The sequence below is a fragment of the Bradyrhizobium sp. PMVTL-01 genome, from assembly GCF_051861855.1.
Taxonomy (GTDB): Bacteria; Pseudomonadota; Alphaproteobacteria; order Rhizobiales; family Xanthobacteraceae; genus Bradyrhizobium.
On record NZ_CP193982.1, the window covers coordinates 2,292,788 to 2,315,229 of the forward strand.

The following is a 22,442-nucleotide window of genomic DNA, read 5'->3' on the forward strand; positions in this document are numbered from 1 at the left end:
TCAGGCCACGGCTTTGAGGGCTTGATCGCGGTATCCCCAGGCAATAGCCGCGCCTGCTCCATCTACAATCCGCCGGGAATTGCCACCATCTGGTCACAGCGGATCGTTTGTTCACGGACGAAAACCACAGCGCTGTGCTCGATTCCGGGAGGTCCGGCAGATCGCACAGCTTTACCTTGTCGAAGCCAGTGCGGCTCATTGCGGGACATCCCGTTAGAGCGTTTCACATTTTGATTGAAGCATAACCGGCGCTGGCGAAGTAGTTGGCGCATTCGCGAGGCTGGATGTCTTGGACGAGGTGACCGATATGGCGCCAAGTCTCCTCGATTGAGCGCTTCTGAGCTTGCCGCATCCAGTGTTTGATCTTGGAGAAGGCCTGTTCGATTGGGTTGAGGTCGGGCGAGTATGGCGGCAGGTACCAGAGTCTGGCGCCAGCAGCCTTGATCATTTGCCTGACGGCTTTCGACTTATGGCTTCCGAGATTGTCGAGAATGACGATGTCGCCTTCACGCAGGGTTGGCAGGAGAATGTGCTTTACGTAACCACGGAAGCATTCACCGTTGATCGGGCCATCGAAGACGCAGGGTGCCGTGAGTTGGTCATGGCGGAGCGCGCCGAGGAATGTGAGGGTACGCCAGTGACCGTGCGGAGCGAAGCCGCGCAGGCGCGCCCCTTTGGGTCCCCAGCCTCGCAAAGGGGCCATGTTGGTCTTGATCCAGGTCTCATCGATGAAGACGAGCCGGCCCGGATCGAGCCCGGCCTGCCAGGCTCGCCAACGCAAGCGCCTACGAGAGACGTCGGCGCGAGCCTGTTCGAGGGCGAACAGTGTTTTTTTTGAACCGCAGCCCTTCCCGGCGCAGGAACAGCCAGACCGCATTGTGTGAGACCTTGACCCCACGGGCTGCCAGTTCCGCCTTCAGACCATGCAGCGTCAGGTGCGGCGTCTGAGTGATCCGCTCGACGATGAAGGCGCGGTGCGGATCAAGCACAGGCTTGCGGTGACCACCCATCTTGCCAGGCGCTACCGAGCCGGTCGTTCGATAACGCTGTGACCACTTCACAACTGACGAGACAGCAACGCCAAACCGTTCCGCCACAGATCGGCAGCTCTCACCTTTGGCAACAGCGGATACCGCACGCTTACGCAAATCGTTGGAAATTGGTCGGACCATCGGATGCTGGCCTCCAGCCCAGCCAGCATCTTGAATCATATTCGTCCCAGACCCGGAATCCCTTCCGATTCAATAAATCCGTGAACCGCTCTAGCCGCGCGCAGGGACCATGCTCTGCCCATCCTCCCCGAGTTCGTTCGAGAAACAGCTGTCGATGATCTCCAGCGGGCTCGACCTTGACGGAGCTTCCAGCGGTTCGCTCACACCCTCAATAGCACCAGAGCTCGTCGGGCAGATACAAGACAGGATTTCCAGGGCCCTTACGGAGAAAGCCCGACTAAGAAAGAAACCGATCTGCATAAATCCGTCTGAAAATGCTTCACGACGCGGGAATCCAGCAAAAAATCCCAGAAAATAACAATAATAATAAGGCAAGAACGTTACGATGATCCCCGATCAAACCAGCAAATAGAATTTGGAGCATCGCTTGCCCAGACATTTCGAGAGGTCGCCCAGAGCGACGCGATGGCCTGGATCAAAAAAGCCTAAGGTGCGGTGGTATCCCTACTAGCTAGTAAAAGGGCTGTGTGGCGTTGAATTCGTTGACACTCCCGGGCTCGTAGAGGTGAGCGCGCATGTATCCGCGTATCTAGGTCTATTAACCCGTACCTAGGTCTAGTGTCGCGAGCGCTTACTCAACAAGGAGAGACGTGTGCCGACCAGGAAATCAGACGTCACCACCGCTTTTGCTGAGATCTTACAGAGTTCCGTGAAAAAAGCATCGCGTCCTCTCGCGCTGCAAGCTGCCAAGGAACGCATCCTCGATGCGTTGAGCGTGACGTTCGACGGGTTGGACGAGCCGGCGTCGGGAGTTGCATTTCGCTCTATCCATCCAAGCGTCGGGCCGTGTACTTTGATCGGCCGCAACGCGTCTGCGTCCCCATCGGATGCGGCGTTCGTGAATGCCGTTGGCAGCCACGTCACCGCCCAGGCGGACTGTGGGGGGGGTGGGCATCCTGGAACGTTCGTTATCCCGGTGGCACTGGCGATCGGCGAGTTGCGCCGATCGCCCGGAATTGAGGTATTGAACGCAATCGCCGTCGGCTACGAAGCGGCGCAGCGAATGCATACCGCCGTTGGTGCGGCAACTCATGCCAATGGATTTCGCGCGCTACCGACGATCGGCGTCTTCGGTGCGGCCGCCACAGCGTCGATCTTGTCTCGTCTTGACATCGGCCGATTCGCAACGGCGCTTAATCTTGCCGCAGACATGGCAGGCGGTATTTACCCGTCCTTGGCCGACGGCACGATGGAGCTTCATTTCCAGGCGGGCCTTGTTGCGCGCGCGGGGATCACCGCCGCTGCCCTCGCGGAGGCCGGGGGGGAAGCCTCTGCCGGCGCGATCGATGGTCCGCACGGTTTCATCGCGACACTGGCTCGCGGTCGCTACGATGCCCGTCCGTTGACCCAGGGAGCAGCGGAACTTGCCCTGCTTGGTGCGAAGACCAAGCCATTTCCGGCCTGCATGGTCAATCTGGGCACGATGCTCCTGATCCGCTCGCAGCGGCCAGAAGGGTTTGTGCCTTCCGATATCGAACGTATCTCGCTCACCCGACCTGCGGGCGGGTGGAATGGGCTCGAAACGCCGGGGGTGATGAACGAGCCGCCCTATCGAAATGCGTTACAGGCGCAGATGTCGGCAAAGTTCACCGCCGTTTCCGCACTGCTCGGGAAGCCGATCAGGGAATTTCGTCATTACCGGGAGGCCTGCGGCGATCCGGATATTGAAGGGCTCGCAAGGAAGATGTCCTTGCGCGTCGATGGCTCCGAAGGTGATGCGATTGCCCTCGAAGTCACACTGAGGAACGGCCAGACAGTCACCATGCGCTCTGCCGACGCGCGTACCGACGAGTGGGAGAAGGACATCGAGGCCATGTTCGAAAGGCTCGCATCGCCGCGGCTCGGGAGCGGAACGCGAGAAGTGCTCGAACATGTCGGCAGCCTGGAGGCGGCCCCCGATATCAGCAGGCTCATGCAACTTGTCCGAGGGTCGTGATGGCGGCGAGATACATGGAGGAGAGAAGATGACCGGGGCCCGTGTGACTCTCATGACAATCTCGGTCGCCGCGGAGGTGAAGGGCGTGGCGCCTACCGATTTTCCGCGCCGGGTGGTACGCGTGACCGCTGGCCTGATCAACCCATACCCGGCACAACCGGCCTGAAACGCTCATGTCCAAGACGCTGACCGAAAAACTCCTTGCCAAGGCTTCCGGGAAAGTCGCTGTCTCCGTAGGCGATGTCGTGACCGCGAAGATCGATCTGATATCGATCAGCGACGGCTTCCGCGACGACTGGATTGTCGAAAACGGTCTGAAGCCATGGGATCCGAAGAAAGTGGTCTTCTCGTTCGACCACTTCACGCCTCCGGCCAAAGAGCGGGTGATCCGGTGGTGGGGCGATGCCGAGGATTCTCGGAGGTTCGCCGCGGATCTGGGCGTACCGAAGGAGAATATCTACGACGTGGGCAGGCACGGCCTGTCCCACCAGGTACCGGCCGAGGAGGGTTGGGTCTTGCCGGGTACCTTCTATCTCGCCGGGGACACGCAAGGCGCCACGATGGGCGCGCTGAACTGCTTCGCAATCGCAGGACTCTTCTCGACGTGGCCGGCATTGGCGACAGGCGAGATCTGGATGGTCGTGCCGGAGTCCGTCCGAATTATCCTGACGGGAGAGATGCCCAAAGGAATACTTGGAAAGGACATCTATTTTCGGCTCCTCCAAGACCTTCAGGGGCGGGCCGATAGCCGTGTGCTCGAGTTCGGTGGGCCGGGGTTGCGGTCACTGCCTATCGACGTGCGCATGGGTGTTGCCAATGGTTCGAACCACATCGGCGCCATGACCTCGGTGTTCGAGGCGGACCAGAAGCTTCTCGACTACGTGAGGCCCAGGGCCAGGGGACCGTTCGAGACCGTGACCCCAGACCAGGATGCCGAGTACGCCGCGTCCTACGAATACGACTTGTCTACGTTCGAACCTTTGGTTTCTGGTCCTGGAGACATTTCGAAGATTCAGCCCTTAAGTGAGGTGAGCGGGACAACGATCCAGGCAGCGTATATCGGTTCGTGCTCAGGTGGAAGGATGGAGGATCTTAAGCTCGCGGCGGAGATTCTGGACGGACGCAAGATTTCACCTGATGTACGACTCGTCGTGACCCCGATTTCATCGAAGGTGCTACGGGACGCCAACGAGAACGGCGTGCTGCAAGCACTTGTGCGGGCGGGCGCGACCGTGACATCACCGGGCTGCGGAGCGTGCGATGCGGGGAATATGTCGCCGCTGCGGCTTGCCGATGGAGAGACGTGCATCACTGCTTCCGTCGAGAACTATCCCGGGCGGATGGGAAGCAGCCAGGCGAAGATCTATGCCGCGAATGCAGCGGTTGTAGCCGCTTCGGCGCTTGCGGGAGAGATCACCGACCCAAGGGACTATCTCGGATGAACACTCTGGTGCTCAAAGGCAAGGTCTGGAAATTCGGCGACCACGCCAGCGTGTATGACTTCTTCCCCGCCAAGTACGAGATGCTGGGTATCGCCAACGACCCGGCAAAACTCGCCAGACATTTTCTTGAAGAGCTCGATCCGCATCGGGTTCGGCAAGTCGAGCCTGGCGACGTGCTCGTGGCGGGGAAGGGCTTGGGGCAAGGCAAACATCACTTCTATTACATCGATGCATTCCGCGAGTTGGGAATCGCCGGTTTCGTAGCCGAGAGTTTTCACCCGCAGTTCCAGCGCGAGTGCATCGACCGAGGGATTCCAGCGATCGCGTACCGGGACATTCCATCGACGGTGGAGTCGGGCGATCTTCTGGAGTTGGATCTCAGGACGGGAAAGGGGAAGGTCCTGAACCGGGCGGTGGCGATTAGCGTGGGGCCCGCACCGCAAGTCTTCCTCTCGATTTTGGCAGCTGGAGGTTTGAAGCCCTACACCATACAGAGGCTTGCCGCCGGAAGCAAAAGCTAGACGAATTTCGCTGGACCCACCACGCGTGATGGACGATTCGATCTGCAACCACGCACAAATTAAATGAGACATCGTGGTTTTAAATATCGCAGAACTCATTGTCATGAGTGCCGCCTCGAATGAAAAGAAGACCATCTGTGGGCACCTTCTTTGAGGGCTCAATCACGGCAACGCGATACTAGTATAAAGGAGACTCCATGATCCGGTCGTTAAAATCTGGGGGGGCGCGCCTTGGTGTCGTCAGCACAGACTTCATTGACTGTCGCAATACGATTGACTTGCCTGATCCCTTTAACGGACCCGCCGACACCCCCGGACGAACCGAGCGGATTTTTTATGCACCCGGACTTTTGGCCCGTCCCAACAGCATTTGCTATCGCCCCCGGTACCACGGGCTTTGGACTGCTTGAAGGAAAGCCGGCCGCTGTCGAAGCCGTCGCGAACGCCGTCGACCGGTTGGCCCCACACTGCGATCTAATCGTCGGAAATTGCGGCTATATGTACTATGCGCGATCGGCAGTCCGCTCGATGACGCCCACATTGCTAAGCGCCTTGCAACTTCTACCCTATGCTCTTGAATCGACCATTCGACCGGTGGGGATCCTCACGTTCGACAAGCATTTCACTCAGAAGATGCTAGCTGGCTATCCGGATCTTTCTCGACTTCGCATCGTGGGGGTCAGTGACCTCCCGAACTGGTCGGTCCTTTCCCACAGGGACTGGCTTATGCGAGTAGATATTGACGCATGGCGCTGGGAAATAGTTGAACTATGCTTGCGAGAGCGTGACGCTGGTGCCTTCACTGATATTGGCTCACTCGTCCTGGAGTGTGCCGCGATGCCGCAATTCAGGGCGGATATCGTCGCAGCCCTCAGGGTACCTACGTGGGACATTGCTGCTTTTGCTAAGACCTTGCTCGGCGCGTAACACCGCAACTCTCTTCGAGCTAGCCGTGTGCTCGAGTTCCGGGGTTGCAGTCACTGCCTATAGACGTGGGCAGGGGTGTAGCAAATGGCTCGAACCACATCGGCGCCATCACCTCGGTGTTCGAGGCGGACCAGAAGTTCTCGACTACGTGAGGCCCAGAGCAAGAGGGCCATTTGAGACCGTGACCGCAGACCAAGATGCTTGGTACGCCGCGTCCTACGAGACTTGGCATCCGTCGAGAACTATTCCGGGCGCATGGGAAGCAGCCAGGCGGAGCCGGGGCGATCGCCTACGCGAATCAGTCCGAGGGTGGATCTACCAGTGGCCTCTCAACAAGAACATGTACGGGATGGCGTTCCTGAACGAGAAGAAGGAATTAGGTGAGTCGCTCCTGGAGGCGCTGAACGAGCTGATCGCCGACGGCACTTACGTTCAGTTGTTGAAGAAGTGGAATCTCCCTGAGGACAGCACGATCGGCAAGGCCACCATCAACAACGCACCGGATCCGTTCTGACTACGAACGAGTAGGGGGGCTTATGCAGACTGGGAAGTCAGATCTTACCTCCATTTTTGCTGAAGAACACAGTGTAGCGACCACGGCATTCCGTCCTGACGCCATGTCGAGCTGGTGGCGAAGCGTCGCCGCGCGCACTCGATGTCCCACACGGATTCTTTAGTGCTTTCGCGTGCGGCCAGTATGACGCCGGCGCTCTGACAAATGAAGCAGGAGAGTTTGGAATCTTCCGCGTGGGGTCCAAGCCATTTCCCGTTTCCGGGGCCAACATAGATGCGATGCTTATCATCCGTTCGGTCCAGCCCGCCAGCTTTCCCCCGTCTGAGATTGAGCGCATCGTGGTGACCCGACCTGGAAGGGGATGGAATAGTTGCAGCGTGCCTGGTGTTCTGGCTGACCCGCCTTATAAAAACATGTTGCAAGCCCAGATGTCGGAGAAGTTCACTGCCACTGCTGAACTACTCGGCAAGCCCATCACGGAATTACGATACTTTCGTGAGTCATTCGCAGATCAGGATGTTGCGGAAGTCGCAAAGAAGACGTCGGTATTCGTCGATCAGACGGCTGCGGATGCAATTACTGTTGAAGTGCTGCTGAAAAGTGGTGCCAAGGTCACCATGCGTTCTGCAGACGTGGCCGACATGAGTTGAGCTATGGACATCGAGGCTATGTTCGAGCGGCTTGCGTATTCGCGACTTCGTGGTGCCGCTCGCAGCGTGCTTGATGTCGTGGGCAGCTTAGAGTCTGCTCCCGAAATTGGCAGGCGGTCCGGGCCTAGCGTCGGTGGGCGGATGCAACGAATGGGCGCAAGCGTGGGGAGCCCGCACCGCAAGTCTTCCTCTCGATTTTGGCGGCTGGAGGTTTGAAGCCCTACACTAGAGAAGCTCGCCACCGAATCCGGACACTGCGCTCCGGACCAGTGATCCCTCCACGGTAGCCATCTCACTGAATGGTCAGTTGGTGATCATGTTCCACATGCCGGCCGACGAACTCATTTCTAACCCGAAAGCACCCAGGGAGTTTATGGACATGAAACCCACCGTCACAGTCGCGTCCATCCTATTGCCAAAAACGCCCGCCGATGCACTTGAGGCTGAGGCCGCACGTGCACTCCCCATTACGACGTTCTACGACACGCCAACAAATCTAGGGGCGAGCAGCTCCGGCGATCTTCTGCGCAACGAGGGCGCCACCGAGTACACGCTGCCCGAAGGCACGAAAGCGCAGCGAATTCTCTACCGCTCGCTGAGCGCCGAAGGCAAAGGTGTGGTGACTTCGGCCGTGCTCCTGCTACCCCCAGGAGGCGCACCTCGAGATGGCTGGCCTGTAATCGCCTGGGCGCACGGCAGTACCGGCCTCTCAAGACAATCTGCGCCATCGCTGATACGGGACTATTACGGCTCCCCCTTCTCCGATTTCCTGGAAGCTGGCTTCGCCGTGGTGGCCACTGACTATCACGGGCTTGGCACGGAAGGGGTTCATCAATACTGCAATGGGGTCGCACAAGGACGCGATATTTTCTATTCGGTGAAAGCCGCTCGCGCCGCCGAGCCGCTTCTCGGCAAACGTTGGGTTGTCGCGGGCAGCGGCGGCGCCTGGGGTATGGCCGCGGAGCAACATGAGCAGAATGATCCGGATTATCGGGGCGCAGTAGCCATCGCCGCCGGTCTGCAAAAAGATCGATTGGTTGCAATTTATTCAACGGCCACCGACTCCATCAACGCCGCCTTGATCGTGATGACCGCGCTTGCAGTGAAGGCTCGCACCCCTGATTTGGACCTTGCAAGCATGCTAACCAATGCGGGCATGGAACACGTGACGGAGGTCGCCACGAGAGGCGGCTTTAGCTATGCCGCCGCACTGTATGCCAACGCGGAGCCGAATACTTTGCTCCAACCTGGCTGGGAAAACCTCCCGGCGGTAGAACGTTGGTTCGCCGAGCTCGTACCCGGAGAAAGACCGCTCCGGGGATCAATCCTAGTCATCGCAAGCACGGGCGACACAATCGTGACAGGTATCGAAGAGACGGTGGCCCGGGTCTGCCGCGCCGGCACGGCAGTCACCTTCCGCAAGTATGACAATCTCGACCATCTCCAGGTTCGTTATGAGACGGTTCCGGACCAGCTCGCTTGGATCAGGGACCGATTTGCAGGCAAACCCACGGCGGGCAATTGGCCAGCAACATAACGATTGCAGTGTCCATCGGCTTAGGAGCGAGATTCAGGGACCCTGCCTTCTGAACTCACTCTTTTTAGTGACGAAAGGAGTGCGGGCGTAGATCTTCATGGCACCCATTCGGCACGGCGTGTCAAAGACCTTGCTGCTGAGACGATGCGGACATATCTCTCACGCTCGCAAGCCGCATTGCGCGAGCCCGTTTCAGAGACGGTCGCTCCTGCGGAGCTTGCGCAAGCACTTAAGATGACGCCGCACTCGGACTCGCCGCCAAGCACATGCAGAATCTTCGTGCGCCGTTCAATCAGGGTCGTCGGATCCACGAGTCGAGTCGACTCGTGCGCCAATCGAAGCTTGATCAACTTCGGCCATCTCAGCGACGGCAACTTGCACTGCAAGATACAGGCACAGGCAACCTCCGGGTTCAAGACGCACGCTTTCCCAGCGGCGACCTCGACGTCAGCGCGGTAGAGAGCGAAGTAGTTGATACCGCGGTCACTCAACTAAAGAACCGACCGGATCATTGAGATGCTTCTGCTTGAGTACGGCGACCTGCCGCCTTACCGCGCTCGGTCGAGCAGCCGACCGGCGTTCCAGTCTTTGGAGTTTACCTCCATGATCGAGTTCTTCATCGTGGGTTGATCCGCAACTCACCTGATGGCCGCCGCTCCAATCCGCGAGGACCTGGGCCGCGCCTGCGGTCCCGCGAACCACAAGGAAACGGGCAGACCACGAACAGCAACGCTCATCGCGCTATGGCATGACAAATCAATCGTCCTCTGCAACTCTACACATCGAAAACGGAGTCCGGCCGGCCCCACGAGCGCCTCGCCTCCCGCTTGCGGATATCTTCCCTGATCACTGCTTCGCCTCGAACGACGGGGCGAGCGGGTTGTGTCTCGCGGACGCTGTCATGAAGAAGCAGGCTCGGAACGCGCAAAGGGTAGCCTGGACATTCGGATCTGCAGCGGCGGGCGATTCAGAAACGAGGCGATCAGGCTGGCTACCCGGAACAGTGTATACTTGCGACGGATTGCCGCAGTGAAAGCATGCGGCGCGGCGGCACATCGGCGCACTTCTCCTGAACAACCAATTCAACATTCGCGTAAGTTACACCGTTCGGCCTTATCTCCCGCAAGGGCCTGGTGTCGATCGACAAGGAGGAGCCGAGGTTCATCCAGTCTGATGCGCCAGCAACCATCCTGGGAACGGGGGTAATGTATGCTATACGGACCATTTTATCGGCAAACGCTTGAACGCTTCGACGCGGTGATCGATTTCATTCGTGGACCTTGCTTTCAATGCGGGGCCGCGGGCTCGATCAATCCTATCGCTTTGCTCGCGTGCCCGGAGACGGCGAAAGTCGGTCGCACAAAATCGCTTAATTCTCGGGCTCGAGCGCAGAATTCCGTCCTCTCTGAGCCGCCATATTGCGGAATTTGAGCGACGGGATCGAATAGTATCATTTATCGAATGCAAAAGAATGGCATAGAAGCGCAAATGGTCAGCGGGAAGCAGCCAGACTGAAGGAAACTAAATGCTTTTCAAGATCGCAGACCGTCTCCTAATGAGGGGGCTCACCGTGGTGAGCCTTTTTGCAGGCACTGCATATGCACAGAATTCTCCGAAGGTAATCACTGCCGGCGATGTCACCACCTATCCGCCGTACGCATACAAAGATCTGAAGACTGGCGAATTTACCGGCTTCGATCGAGACCTGTTCGAAGCCATGGCGAAGAAGATCGGTGCGACTGTCAAATGGGAGTTTTTTAGCTACACTGACCTGGCGAGCTTTGCACCTCTGAAAACCGGGCGCGTCGACATCTATGGCGGCGGTGCGATGCAGGGCCATCCGGCCAGGCGAGCACAAGGCGTCAGCTTCATCGACTTCGTGTACGAGCCCTACGTGTTTTACGTGCTTAAAGCTAACGCGGGCCTGATCGAGACTCCCGATGCGCTGTGTGGGAGGCGTGTTGCCACGTTCCGGGGCTATACCGGAACCACGGCAGTGGTCAACAAGTGGAACGAGGAAGTCTGTAAGAAGGCGGGCAAGCCTTCACTGGTCCACGTCGAGATCGATGGTGGGACGCCGACGGCGAAACTGGAACTAAAGCAGGGCCGTGTCGACGCTGCTATCGGGGGAGCGGGAGCGATAGCGTATTCGAATGAATACGAGGGCGGCAACTACCTCACCGTTCCTCGGCCCCTGAGCAAGAACATGTACGGAATGGGGTTTCCGAATGAGAAAAAGGAGCTCGGGGAATCGCTCCACAAAGCACTAAATGAGCTGATTGCCGATGGAACCTACGTCCAACTGCTAAAGAAGTGGCATCTGCCCATCGAGGACAGCCATATCGGTAAGGCAACGATCAATAATGCGCCGGAACCCGAGAAGTCATGACCGCACCATCGTGGCGTTCGATGGCGGACTGCCAGGCGCGAGAGAGCCTGCCAGTGCTCACGTCGAGGTGGAACGACAACGGCGGCCGGTTGCGGCCGAATGCGCCTGACGCGAACGCGATTGACGCGTTTTTCTGCACTTTCAAAAGCTAAGTGGTTCGTACCCTATCGTGGGTAGCTCCGCCACTGGCGACAATGCGCAGTGTCGCCCTCAAAACATGAGAAGGCGAGGACGCGTATGTGCAAGCGCTCGCGCGGCCGGACCGTCGGTCGAGGACTCGATCTCATGTGCGCGCACATTCACGACGAACTGTTCGGTTGGAAAAGACGGCAAGGCGGCGAAAGGGCCCGAAGGTCGTCTACGCGAACGTCCGCGTCGCGATAAATCTCCTCAACAAAGCTCAGCCCGCCGGAATAGACGTTGGCGAAATCCCGCACATCGAGATTCCCTCGCTCTGAATCAAGCAATCCCAAGCAGGAAAGCAAACATGGCAGATGCCCTTCAACGGATCGTCGTCCCGCCTTGAAAGCGTAGCTCACGTGGCGCGTCTCCAGAAGCTCAACCACCAAGCCAGCCTCCTTTCATCCCAGCTTAAAACCACTGGGACGGGCGAACTACTCCGATCTCTACCTGCCGGCCACGACCATGCTGGTGTGTTCGATCCGAGCGCGCTGAAGTCGATCACCCTCACAGGAGTTGCACGATCACCATGGTCGTCAAGAACTGGTGGCAACAGCACGGCCTGGCACCGATCATCACCAATGACATAACGTCAAAAGTCAAGCACCGCGGTGCGGGCTCAATGTTCGTCGTGGAAGAGCTCCGCAGCTGTTGAGTGGGAGGCGATTTTTCGGACGCGGCAATGTTTGAGATTGCAAGCCTTTGAGGTGCGAAGTCTCAAAAGCTCGCAACGTCGTTTTTGGGAGTTTCTCCTTCTCGGTGTCGATGTCTCCTTCTTCACCGTTGCGCTCGGAAGGGATCCTGCTCGATAGCGTCGAGCAGCGGGGGGCGAGTGGGTTTCCAGCCGAGTTCCTGGCGGGCACGCACGGCTCTAACTCGGCCATTCGACCCATAATACGAATACGACGTAGCTTGCCACCCGAGTTCGCCGAATTCTTCAATGGCCTGATCCTTGGTAAGCGATACAACATCGCCCCGGAAACCGAGCATGTGGCTAACGTAGGTCGCCAGATTCCGCCCCGTGTGTTCGCCATTTTCGGCGAAATAGCACGCGCCAGGAGGCGCCCCGTCGAGGGCAAGCAGGTAAAGGTCCACAATGTCGTCGATATGCACGTGCGACCGGACGTTCTCGCCGGCACCCATATAGACGCCCGCGCGATGCCGCTTGGAAATATCGATGAGAGGGGGAAACACGCCGCTGACCTTCCCAAGACCGCTTGCGTTGCCATAGACCACCGACGGACGTATAACAGACGATCTCACCCCGTCATTAGCAGAGTCAATGACCAGCTGATCGATGGCAACGCGGGCAACCCTACCGACAGTAGGCTCGAACGGTGTGTACTCGTCATATACCTTTTCCGAGGACGCGCCCCACGCGAGGTCACAAATGACGGTGATCCCGCTGCTGTGGACGAAGGGCTTGTTGCTACCTGAAAGCGCGCCCGTTATGGCAGTTACAGAGCCTCGATGGTCTGAGAGTGATGAGTTGATCACCGCATCGCTCTCGCGTGATAATCTCGCCAGGAGCTCAGCGTCGTCCAAGGAGCCGACGACCGCGTTAATCCCGATATCGCGCAACGCCGAGGCCTTCTCCTCCGAGCGGACGAGGCTAGTCACCATGTCGCCTCGCCTAAGCAGCGCGGCCGCAACCGATCCGCCAATAAAGCCGGTAGCTCCCGGTAGAAAGACCTTCATCTGCTCTCCTTTTGCTGAGCGTACCGGCCAGAGTGTGTTTTTGACCACCTCGTCACAAGATAATGTGATCCGCGGTTTAAAACGCGCTAATTACGAGCTCGTGCGCAGGAATTCAGTGCCGGCGCGGTCGATCACGTGCATTCACTGCATCCGCCGAGAACTAAACTCAGCTGGACGGGATGTGAAGCCTCAAGCCGTTGCCGACCGTCTCTGCATTGGCGCAGCGATTGTGTGTCCTTCTCGATCCATCGACCATACTCCTTGGGTGTTTTCCCGGATGATCCTCGGTCGCGCGTTCGCTCTTGCGTTACGCGTGACAGGCATCTGCCCGGTTACCCCTTTGCGCTCTGGATTACCGCCATGGCCCTCTCGAATGTAATGGAGGATATCCTCAAGCCTCACGCGACCAGCAGCCTCGGCTTGGGGGGGGGCACCGCCCAGAGTATCTGGAGTATTTTTTTCCTTTGAGCATATCGGGCGTTAATTTCCGCCGGGTTGAGAAGCTTCGGCGCTGCGCAACATCCGGGTTGGTCTGGTTGTCAGCACCTTAGGCGACGCCGTGCGTCAGTAAATACTCTTATGACCTTGATCACACTTCGCATTCGCTGGTTCGTAAAAGGTTTGCGCGCGACTGAATCTAGGGTATGGCCCTCGAGACCAGTGACACGAACACACCGGTGATTTTCGATCGTCTGCGACAGCGGCTTCGGTCATTACTGGGAGTTTGGAGACACTCGTGCGACCCAGAGGCGACGCTTGATTACGCAAAAGCGTCGAATCCTCTAACTTGGGCGAGTATTTTCGTACTTGCGAGCTCCACATTGTGGAAATTCGGCGATCGATTCTTGTAGCATTTCCGCCGAACCCTTTTGCGGCCATCAAAGTCTCTAGCATTTTACCCTTAATTGGAGTTCTCTGACATGGCAAAGCAGGTCGCACCGACCGATGGGCCGGTCGTCGTAACTGGAGCTTCCGGATACGTGGGCTCACATCTGGTGGCCGCGCTCGCGCGGCGCGGATACGATGTTCGGGCATGTGTCACCGATCGCGACGATCCAAAGAAGACCGAGCATTTGCGCGCAATAAACCGAGAGGACACGTCGGGCCGAGTCTCGTTGTTCGCCGCGAACGTCATGACGGACGGCAGCTACGATGAGGCGATGGCAGGCTGCTCGGCGGTTTTACACGCCGCCTCGCCGCTGCGCGGAGGAGAGTCTCCGCGACAAATCTACGAGGGCGCTCTAGAGGGAACGAAGAACGTAGTGCGCTCGGCCCGCAGGGTCGGAACGGTGCGGCGCTTTGTCTATACGAGCTCGTTCCGGGCGGTCCTACACCCCGCCGGCGCGGGTTACCGGTTCACCGAGAGGGACTGGTGCTCCGACAACCGTGAGAACGACCCGACGTGGAACGACATCGGAAAGGGCACGATGGGGGATGTCGCCTACGCAATGGCGAAAATGGCCACCGAAAAGTGGCTTTACGGCATTGGCGAGGAGGATGGCGAGTTCGATGCGATCTCGGTCTGCCCGTCCTTGGTTCTGGGACCAGTGATGGCGCCCACGGCGATCGTGGGGCGTGGATCATGGCCGTACTGGATCGGACGGATGGTGATGGGCGAGCCCTGCGGGCGCGGATGGCAGCACCTTTGGAACATCGTCGACGTGCGCGACGTGGCCGAAGCCCACGCGCGCATCCTCGAGAGCGAAATCTGTCGCAATGGCGACCGCTATCTGCTCACGGCGACCGATGGGTCGGGAGAGTTGAACGTCGCCCAACTCCATGCGCTTCTGGCCAAGCTCTTTCCGGACTACGACATTCGCGGTCCGTCCGAAGAATATGAGGCTCTGATCAGAGCGCGCGGGGCTCCTATTGATCCGCGCGTCCGCTGCGACAAGGCGCGGCGCGATCTTGGCCTTAAGACCCACGCGATCGAAGACACTCTCTTCGAGACCGGTAAGAGTTTGGTTGACCTTGGGGTGGTTAAGCCCCGACTCAAAATTGCCTGACCCCGGTTCGTTCTATTCCGCCGGCCTCCTCGTCAAGGCCGCACCGGTCGTCGAGATTGGCGAGCTTGCTGCGCCCCTCTGAGCGCAATGTGAATTTAAGAGAACGCCGATGCCGTGTTGCGCCAAGCGACGGGACCGCTGGTCGCCGGGGCGTTGGCTACGTCAGATCGCGCGTGCTCGCCGCGCCAATACGAAGTAACGGGCTTGCTTCACTAACGTCGACAACCCCGAAAAACCAAAGCACTTGCTAGCGATGAGAACATGGGCCCGGCGCGTCGAGTGCGTGCAAACCTGATGGTCGAGAGGCGCTGCGAGCAGGCCCCGTCGCCGGAAGCTGCGCTGTGCGTCGCGTCTGCAGGCGCTTGGGACACCACGGCGGCAGGGCGCGGTAGTCTAGGACGGCGCACACATCAGGACCGAGAGCCTGCTTGGCTCGGTGCGGGGTGTGACAGTTGGTCGATTGGCCTATGCCAGCTCTTCGCGGCTGTGGGTCATCCTTTAACCCGTGCAGTGAGGCGAACTGGGCCGCAGACAACCGCGACGGTGAACCCGTGGTCAATTCGCGCATAGGGGCTGAATGCGCTAGCACATGATCTGTATCGTCATCCCGAGGAGCAAACGCTGCTCCGGATCGGCGAGCGCAAGACAAGTCAAGAAGTTCGGGCACGCGCTAACATCGAAGGTTGAGCAGGACGCAACAGCGCCCAGAATTGGTAGTGGCGCGGCATCATGTCGACTTTCGACGACGCTCGTTGAACCAACGGGATCTCGACACCACAGCTCCTCACCGTCTCATCAGACTGCGCCAGGCAAGGCCATCCATTGTTGGCCCAAAGAACATCTCCAGGTTCATAGGCTCGTTGCGCCCAGCCATCGCAATGTCATGACGATCAGCACCACGCCGTTCATTGGGGGGGGCCCGGCCCGTCAGCCCACAGTGGAGCTGGCCTCCGACTGTTATGCCGGCGACCGTGGCCGCTCAAGCCCGAGATGGTCGCGCAACGTGGTGCCCTCGTACTCGGTGCGCGCGATGCCGCGGCGCTGCAGTTCGGGGACCAGCAGCTGACAGACTGCGTCGAGCGCCTCGGGCACCGCGGGGGGGGTTACTGTCCAACCATCGCAAGCCTCGGCCTCGTACCACTCCTGCATCACGTCGGCGACTTGGCTGGCCGACCCGACTGGAGCAAGGTGGCCATTGTCTCGATCCCTGCTCACGATCATCTGACGCAGCGTCATCTTTTCCTTGACGGCCATGTCATAGAAGTTGCGATAGCGACTGACACTGGCCTGGAATCGTTGCGACAAAGTACTTTCGAAGCTGGGATCGTCGGGTGAGACGAGCCGCTCCGCCGGAATCGGCTGATCGGGATCGAGGTCCTCCAGCTTGGCCTGAAAGATCTCCTGCATGCGATCGATGCCAATGTTCAGCGGCGTCCACTCGTCGAGCTGGGCCTCGAACGCCCGCGCCCGCTCGGCCGTCTCAGCCACAATCGGAATCAGGCCTGGCAGGACCTTGATTTTATTCGGGTTGCGCCCTGCTGCTGCCGCGCGGTCCCTGATTTCGCGACGAAACGTCTTGGCCGCCCCAATATCGTTTTGAGCAGTGAACACCACCTCCGCGTTGCGCGCGGCGAAATCCAGGCCCGCCGAGGACTGCCCGGCTTGAACGATCACGGGTCTTCCCTGAGGGGATCGGTGCATGAACAGCTGGCCCTGAACCTTGTAATAGCGCCCCTCGTGATCGATCGGGTGGATGCGTTCGGACCGCGCCCAAAAGCCGCCAATGCGGTCATTGATGACTGCGTCATCTTCCCACGCGTCCCACAGGCTGTTGCAGACTTCCAAGTACTCGTCCGCGCGCGCATAGCGCTCCTCCTTGGGTGGCAGCTTGATCCCGTAATGCTGCTCCCCTGTAACCGAGGTAACGACATTCCAGCCCACGCGGCCGCGACTCAACCAATCGAGCATGGTCAGGAACCGCGCGGCGTTGTACGGATGCTCAAACGTCGTCGATGAAGTCGCGACCAGCCCGATCTTCTCCGTCCGAGCCGCGAGCGCACCGATTAACGTAAACGGCTCGTACGCCCCCGTGAACGGCTTTTGGCCCAACTCCCCGTTCTCAAAGGCGAGCCAGCTGCCAAGGATAATCGCGTCGAACTTCGCCTTCTCGGCCTCTTCCGTCATCTTTAGCGGAAGGTCCAGGGTCCACAAATCCTCGATCCGCGACCTCGGGCTGCGCCACGCCCAGCCCCGACCGGTCATCTGCAGGAACATGACTAAATTCATTACGCCATCGCGCCGCTGCATCACGCTGCTCCATTTTTTTGGACGATTTGCTCCGGCGTCACCGGCACATGCTGACCGGTTGGCGCCGCCCATCTGCCTGTGACTGCACAGGTAATGAATACCTCGGGAATCATTCCCACCTTCTCGTTCAGCGGGCGACGCATTTCAGCCTCTAGGAATAGTACCGCGAACGTGATCCGAATTTGATTGATGTGGGCCGTTGCGACGCAGAAATTCGGCGCAAGTCCGACGCAACGCGAAGTTCTTATCCCATCAGTTTGGCCTCTGATGCGAGCAAACAACGACAGATCGTCTGAGCTTTAGGACTGGCACTCCAATTGAAGGGGCCGTGATCCAGGCTCACCGACTTACCCGAACTAGGGGGGGACAGCTCCTGAACAAACTCGCCGAGCAGTCAGCGAATTAGCCGGCTCTGTCGCGCGATAGCGAAGCATCGGCATCTCGGTACACGCACGTCGATGGGGAGGACGAGCGGGTGGTGCTGTTCTCCGAGCCTCGGGGCCGCTTCAAGATCTCCTCAAACGAGATGAGTTCGACGTTCGTTTCGCAAGTTCAAGCTCGACCACAAATTTGGCAATGCTCAGGGTGTGGTCGCGGTTATCGCGGTCCGGTCCCGGCTCTTCCAGTCTCCGGAGCTCACCAACAGCGCGAGGGATTGCGCCAAATACCTCGCACCCACAGGACGGATCTTCGAATGTCTGGTACGTGCTATCGCGCTTTTTAGAGACGAAATCGGGATGCAATGCCGCTCATTTTGCGGAATTGCTGCAATGATAGCCGATCTTCGCTGATTTTAGGGGTGTCGCTCCAGGTTTAATGACGTTGATGGGCTCGCCAGTCCCGGAAAATGACAACAGGCCCTGCGCGTTCACCTAAAAACCGACGCTGCCATTTGTCAATTAGCGCCGGGTTGCCGAACATTCGTTAGACGTAAGGAGGGATTTTTGTCAGGTGATACACTCTCCGCGGATAGCTCGTTCCGCAGTGTAATGCGGAAGCTTGCTTCTTCTGTCGTTGTCATTACCGCGTGTAGTGGGAAACAGAAGAATGGGTTGACTGCAACGGCGATGTGTTCGTTATCGACCGATCCCCAATCGATCCTGATCTGTGTCAACAAAGACGCATCAGCGACAGAGATCATTCTGCAAAGCCGCTGCTTTGCGGTTAACGTGTTGGCGGAACACCAGCAGGAGATTGCAAGCCTTTTTTCAACGCCAAAGCTTGCGCCCGAACAGCGGTTTTCGGGCGCTTGCTGGCATGAGCTGAAATCTGGGGCGCCTGTCCTTACAGATGCTCTTGCCAGCTTGGACTGCGAAGTGGCCACTCATTTTCTGTACGGAACTCACTATGTATTCGTTGGGCGCGTTCTGGCGATGCAGAGCCGAGAGGGTTTAGGGCTCCTCTACTGCAATGGTCAGTATCGAAAATTGAAAGAGTCAGCCTGAGCAGAAACCGATTAACAGCTCTGGTCGCGAGCCGCCGTGGCCGCCCGATTTTGGAATTGATTCATGCGCTGCGTATCTGGGCCAGCAGCGTATTCTCCTCAGGCTGGTCAACTATGGAATCTCCAGAGTTCCAGCCTTGGAGGCATTTATGGATAAGGCCATCGATACAAAAACGTTCTGGCAATTGCTTGGGATGCGGGCTGTCGGTGCGGCCCTCGTCACCGCCCGCGGATCGCAGGGACCAGCAGGATTTCTTGCCTTGTCTGCCACACACGTAACCGCAAGCCCACCTACCATGCTGGTGTCGATCGGTCGGAGGACATCGGCACTTTCCGCGATTAAAGAAAGTGGCAACTTCGCAATCAATTATTTGCCCAAGGAGCACGAGGATCTAGCGATCATATTCGGAGGTCAAGGTAAGGAGAAGGGCGCTGACAGGTTTAAGCCCGGAGAATGGACGGTTCTTGCCACAGGTGCGCCAGTTCTCGTTTGCCCGGTCGGCAGCATCGACTGCCATGTCGAAAACGCGATCGAGTGTCACGACGCGATCATTTTCCTTGGGCGAATTGTTGATTGGGTACAGAATGCCTCACAGTTACCGTTGATAAGCTTCGCTGGACGATACATCTAATGTCAAGGTGGGTCACCAAACTCGCGGGAGCGCGTTCATTTGAAATCGAATAAGCTCATGTCTCTGCTGAAAATGCCGTCGCGATTTGCTGGCTCAGCGTCGAGAACATTCGTGTTGGCCTATTTGCCGCGCCCAGCATCGCGAATTGGGACTGGCAGATGGCGCTTGCTTGCGGACGGTGCGGACCGGATACACTTGCGGACAGTTGGAGCACAGTAGATCATGAATGCGCTCGAAAGGGAGAAGGCCTGGCGCATTACCTTCAGCGAGGTGAAGGCGGTCGCGGAGGACATCATAGCAGAGGCCCGCAGGGGCGGAATGTTCATTCTTGTCGATGACGAAGACCGGGAAAACGAGGGCGACCTGGTGATTCCTGCCCAGTCGGCGACCCCCGAAGTCATCAACTTCATGGCCAAACACGCGCGCGGCTTGGTATGTCTCGCTCTCACCCGGGAGCGTGTCGAGCAACTTGGCTTGTCGCTAATGTCACCATGCAATAGCACCCGCCATCAGACGGCGTTCACCGTTTCCATTGAGGCTCGCCAAGGTGTCACGACAGGCATTTCCGCGGCGGATCGCGCCCGTACAATTGCCGTCGCCATTGATTCATCGTGTGGCCCACAAGACATCGTGACGCCTGGCCACGTCTTCCCGTTAGTGGCGCGCGAAGGCGGTGTGCTCGAACGAACTGGCCACACTGAGGCAGCTGTCGACATCGCCCGCTTCGCGGGCCTCACGCCAGCAGGCGTGATCTGTGAGATCATGAACGACGATGGCACAATGGCTCGCCGCAACGATTTGATTGCATTTGCCAAAAAACACAATCTCAAGGTTGGCACCATCTCTGATCTGATCGCGTACCGCAGGCGTCACGATTCGATCATCCGGCGCGTCAGCGAGGCGTCGCTCGACAGCGCGTGGGGAGGGGACTTCCAGTGCATTGTTTATCTCAATAAGGTCACCAAAGCGCAACATGTCGCTCTCGTAAAGGGAAATCCCTCCGTGGGAGGACCGATCACCGTGCGCATGCACGCGGTCAACCTGTTCACAGACGTAGTCGGGCAGCGGAGTGGCGGCCGCGGCGGCGAGATCGAGATCTCCATGAAGCATATTGCCGAGCTGGACCGGGGCATCATCGTGCTGATCCGTGAGCCGCTCACTATGCTACTTTCCGAACAGCGCCGCCGTGCCGATGAGCCGATCGCTCCGGCAGGCCAAGAGCTGCGCGATTACGGGGTAGGCGCCCAAATCTTGATCGACCTCGGAGTCCGCGAGCTAGTGCTGTTGACCAACCGCAAGAAGAGTATGGTCGGCCTTGAAGGTTTCGACCTCAAGGTGGTCGGCCAGAAACCCATTCCAGGTCACGCGAATCTCTAAAAAATCGATAAGACCTTGCCGCGCCTTCTTCGGCGCCGGCCGGGCAAACAGCGTGGCGTCGTACGCGAGATGCGGCGACCCGCGCACTGCGGCGAGGATATCTGGCGGGTTTGTCGCGTTGCGATCCGCCTGAAGTGCGACCGCGGCTTTGTCCGAAACCTGTCCAGGCGGAGAGTAGGATACCCAACGCAATCCGTACGTATATAGGACGAAGGCCGCGAGATCGGCGCACGCGCGTGAGAGCGGCGGCTGTGCGTTGTATGAATCCAGGCGACCTGCTGATCGGCGGACTTGTCGGCTTTGCGCAGGAGCTTCCACGCACAGGGCAGCAGTACGTGCAGACGCGAGGCGAGAAGATCGCCGATGCGAGCGAGTATGTCGGCGAACCAGCTTTTCGGATCGACGTCGGTGAGGCTGACCTTGCCCCACGGGCTTAATCCAGTTTGAAGTTCGCTCCGGGCCACATAAGGACCAGAGCATGAAGCGCAGTCGCTTTACGGAAGAGCAGATCATCGGGATTTTGAAGGAGCACGAAGCTGGCGTTTCGGTCGCCGATCTGTTCCGCAAGCATGGCGTCAGTGACGCCAGCATTTACAAATGGAAGGCAAATTCGGCGGGATGGAGGTGTCGGAGGCCAAGCGGCTGAAGACCCTGGAGGACGAGAACACACGGCTCAAGCGACTCTTGGCCGACGCCATGCTGGACAATGCGGCCTTGAAAGATTTCTTGGGAAAGAAATGGTGATGCCCGCTGCCAAGCGGAAAGCTGTCGCCCATCTCGTGTACGTCTACGGAATGAGCGAACGGCGGGCGTGTAAAGCCATCGGCTGCTGCCGCATGACGATGAGATAAAGGCGACCCGCGCGGATGATGCCGGCCTTCGCCAGCGCATGAGGGCGATTGCCCAGGAACGTCGCCGTTTCGGTTATCGACGCCTGCACGTGCAGCTCAAGCGGGAGGGCTATCTGGTCAACCACAAGAAGCTCTTCCGGCTCTACCGGGAAGAGAGGCTCGCGGTACGCCGCCGTGGTGGCCGCTGGGCAATCGGGACCAGGGCACCGATGATGGCGCCGATGTCCCCCAACGATCGTTGGTCGCTCGACTTCGTGTCGGATCAGCTCACCGACGGCCGTAGCTTCCGCATTCTGACCGTGGTCGACGATTGCACCCGCGAGTGTCTGGCGCTGGTGGCCGATACCTCGCTCTCGGGCACCCGGGTGGCGCAGGAACTGGACCGCCTGATCACCGGGCGCGGCAAGCCCAAGACGGTGGTCAGCAACAACGGCACCGAACTCACCAGCAACGCCATTTTGACGTGGGCCGATCAGAGCCGCGTCGCTTGGCACTACATCGCGCCGGGCAAGCCCATGCAGAACGCCTTCATCGAGAGCTTCAACGGCCGCTGCGGGATGAATTGTTGAACGAGACGTTGTTCACCTCGCTGGCCCAGGCCCGCGTCGCGCTCGGATGCTGGCGCGCCGATTAAACGACACACGACCACACTCACGGCTCGGATGGAGGACGCCGTCCGAGTTCGCCACCACCTGCAACCCGCGACGGGATCTGGCGCTGCGCTATGCTGAGGGCTCCGCGCCAGCTCCCGTCGCTACCACCGCCCAAATGGGCAAATCCACGATCGGGGCGAACTCAG

At 58.8% G+C, this 22,442-nt stretch carries 15 protein-coding genes and 1 pseudogene; 12 read left to right on the forward strand and 4 right to left on the reverse strand.

Annotation, left to right across the window (positions count from 1 at the left end):
- Positions 1 to 223 precede the first annotated feature (223 nt).
- Positions 224 to 1,172, reverse strand: a protein-coding gene (locus ACRQ5Q_RS10415; protein ID WP_439368321.1) for an IS630 family transposase whose coding sequence is annotated in 2 segments (ribosomal slippage) — positions 224 to 835 and positions 837 to 1,172 — 948 coding nt in all. Because the reading frame shifts where the segments join, the coding sequence is not laid out codon by codon here.
- A 652-nt stretch (positions 1,173 to 1,824) separates the two neighbouring features.
- Here ACRQ5Q_RS10415 and ACRQ5Q_RS10420 point away from each other — a divergent pair.
- The 7 genes from ACRQ5Q_RS10420 to ACRQ5Q_RS10450 all read left to right on the forward strand — a co-directional run bounded on the left by ACRQ5Q_RS10420 (position 1,825) and on the right by ACRQ5Q_RS10450 (position 11,148).
- Positions 1,825 to 3,168 (forward strand): MmgE/PrpD family protein, encoded by a 1,344-nt coding sequence (locus tag ACRQ5Q_RS10420; RefSeq protein WP_439397534.1) that lies wholly within the window; start codon positions 1,825 to 1,827, stop codon positions 3,166 to 3,168.
- A 173-nt stretch (positions 3,169 to 3,341) separates the two neighbouring features.
- Entirely contained in the window at positions 3,342 to 4,610 is a 1,269-nt protein-coding gene (locus ACRQ5Q_RS10425) for a 3-isopropylmalate dehydratase large subunit (RefSeq protein WP_439397536.1), read from the forward strand.
- Positions 4,607 to 5,131: a hypothetical protein gene (locus tag ACRQ5Q_RS10430; RefSeq protein WP_439397538.1), complete on the forward strand. Its 525-nt coding sequence runs from the start codon at positions 4,607 to 4,609 to the stop codon at positions 5,129 to 5,131. The genes ACRQ5Q_RS10425 and ACRQ5Q_RS10430 overlap by 4 nt, the downstream gene beginning before the upstream one ends.
- 1,276 nt (positions 5,132 to 6,407) lie before the next feature.
- Positions 6,408 to 6,572: a hypothetical protein gene (locus tag ACRQ5Q_RS10435; protein WP_439397540.1), complete on the forward strand. Its 165-nt coding sequence runs from the start codon at positions 6,408 to 6,410 to the stop codon at positions 6,570 to 6,572.
- Between the two features lie 233 nt (positions 6,573 to 6,805).
- Positions 6,806 to 7,222: a hypothetical protein gene (locus ACRQ5Q_RS10440; protein ID WP_439397541.1), complete on the forward strand. Its 417-nt coding sequence runs from the start codon at positions 6,806 to 6,808 to the stop codon at positions 7,220 to 7,222.
- A 316-nt stretch (positions 7,223 to 7,538) separates the two neighbouring features.
- Positions 7,539 to 8,759, forward strand: coding sequence for an alpha/beta hydrolase family protein (locus tag ACRQ5Q_RS10445; protein WP_439399760.1), 1,221 nt, complete (start codon positions 7,539 to 7,541; stop codon positions 8,757 to 8,759).
- A 1,525-nt stretch (positions 8,760 to 10,284) separates the two neighbouring features.
- On the forward strand, positions 10,285 to 11,148 hold the full coding sequence (locus ACRQ5Q_RS10450) for a transporter substrate-binding domain-containing protein (RefSeq protein WP_439397543.1): 864 nt from the start codon (positions 10,285 to 10,287) through the stop codon (positions 11,146 to 11,148).
- Positions 11,149 to 11,447: 299 nt separating this feature from the next.
- On the opposite strand, the gene ACRQ5Q_RS10455 is transcribed toward ACRQ5Q_RS10450, so the two are convergent.
- A complete protein-coding gene (locus ACRQ5Q_RS10455) occupies positions 11,448 to 11,714 on the reverse strand; it encodes a hypothetical protein (protein WP_439397545.1) in 267 nt (88 codons plus the stop codon).
- A gap of 391 nt (positions 11,715 to 12,105) precedes the next feature.
- Complete coding sequence (locus ACRQ5Q_RS10460) at positions 12,106 to 13,026, reverse strand: NAD-dependent epimerase/dehydratase family protein (RefSeq protein ID WP_439397547.1); 921 nt, start codon at positions 13,024 to 13,026, stop codon at positions 12,106 to 12,108.
- 920 nt (positions 13,027 to 13,946) lie between these two features.
- On the opposite strand from ACRQ5Q_RS10460, the gene ACRQ5Q_RS10465 reads away from it, so the two are divergent.
- Positions 13,947 to 15,032 carry an NAD-dependent epimerase/dehydratase family protein gene (locus ACRQ5Q_RS10465; RefSeq protein ID WP_439397549.1) on the forward strand — a complete coding sequence of 362 codons (1,086 nt, stop codon included), beginning with the start codon at positions 13,947 to 13,949 and terminating at the stop codon, positions 15,030 to 15,032.
- A 957-nt stretch (positions 15,033 to 15,989) separates the two neighbouring features.
- Here ACRQ5Q_RS10465 and ACRQ5Q_RS10470 read toward each other — a convergent pair.
- Positions 15,990 to 17,339 carry an NtaA/DmoA family FMN-dependent monooxygenase gene (locus tag ACRQ5Q_RS10470; RefSeq protein ID WP_439397551.1) on the reverse strand — a complete coding sequence of 450 codons (1,350 nt, stop codon included), beginning with the start codon at positions 17,337 to 17,339 and terminating at the stop codon, positions 15,990 to 15,992.
- A 944-nt stretch (positions 17,340 to 18,283) separates the two neighbouring features.
- Between ACRQ5Q_RS10470 and ACRQ5Q_RS10475 the strand changes: the two genes are divergently transcribed.
- From ACRQ5Q_RS10475 to ACRQ5Q_RS10490, 4 genes and pseudogenes are all read left to right on the forward strand, one after another.
- On the forward strand, positions 18,284 to 18,784 hold the full coding sequence (locus tag ACRQ5Q_RS10475; protein WP_439397552.1) for a flavin reductase family protein: 501 nt from the start codon (positions 18,284 to 18,286) through the stop codon (positions 18,782 to 18,784).
- A gap of 148 nt (positions 18,785 to 18,932) precedes the next feature.
- Positions 18,933 to 19,415: a flavin reductase family protein gene (locus ACRQ5Q_RS10480; protein WP_439397554.1), complete on the forward strand. Its 483-nt coding sequence runs from the start codon at positions 18,933 to 18,935 to the stop codon at positions 19,413 to 19,415.
- A gap of 222 nt (positions 19,416 to 19,637) precedes the next feature.
- The gene (gene ribB, locus ACRQ5Q_RS10485; protein WP_439397555.1) at positions 19,638 to 20,792 is read left to right on the forward strand and encodes a 3,4-dihydroxy-2-butanone-4-phosphate synthase; all 1,155 of its coding nucleotides are present in this window, start codon (positions 19,638 to 19,640) and stop codon (positions 20,790 to 20,792) included.
- A 478-nt stretch (positions 20,793 to 21,270) separates the two neighbouring features.
- Positions 21,271 to 22,423 (forward strand): annotated as a pseudogene (locus ACRQ5Q_RS10490) (IS3 family transposase); the annotation flags it as partial.
- Between the last annotated feature and the right edge of the window lie 19 nt (positions 22,424 to 22,442).

Coding starts and splice junctions, on each gene's coding strand:
- ACRQ5Q_RS10425 (WP_439397536.1), top strand. CDS start 3,342: ATGTCCAAGACGCTGACCGAAAAACTCCTTGCCAAGGCTTCCGGGAAA.
- ACRQ5Q_RS10430 (WP_439397538.1), top strand. CDS start 4,607: ATGAACACTCTGGTGCTCAAAGGCAAGGTCTGGAAATTCGGCGACCAC.
- ACRQ5Q_RS10435 (WP_439397540.1), top strand. CDS start 6,408: ATGGCGTTCCTGAACGAGAAGAAGGAATTAGGTGAGTCGCTCCTGGAG.
- ACRQ5Q_RS10445 (WP_439399760.1), top strand. CDS start 7,539: ATGTTCCACATGCCGGCCGACGAACTCATTTCTAACCCGAAAGCACCC.
- ACRQ5Q_RS10450 (WP_439397543.1), top strand. CDS start 10,285: ATGCTTTTCAAGATCGCAGACCGTCTCCTAATGAGGGGGCTCACCGTG.
- ACRQ5Q_RS10460 (WP_439397547.1), bottom strand. CDS start 13,026: ATGAAGGTCTTTCTACCGGGAGCTACCGGCTTTATTGGCGGATCGGTT.
- ACRQ5Q_RS10465 (WP_439397549.1), top strand. CDS start 13,947: ATGGCAAAGCAGGTCGCACCGACCGATGGGCCGGTCGTCGTAACTGGA.
- ACRQ5Q_RS10470 (WP_439397551.1), bottom strand. CDS start 17,339: ATGCAGCGGCGCGATGGCGTAATGAATTTAGTCATGTTCCTGCAGATG.
- ACRQ5Q_RS10480 (WP_439397554.1), top strand. CDS start 18,933: ATGGATAAGGCCATCGATACAAAAACGTTCTGGCAATTGCTTGGGATG.
- ribB (WP_439397555.1), top strand. CDS start 19,638: ATGAATGCGCTCGAAAGGGAGAAGGCCTGGCGCATTACCTTCAGCGAG.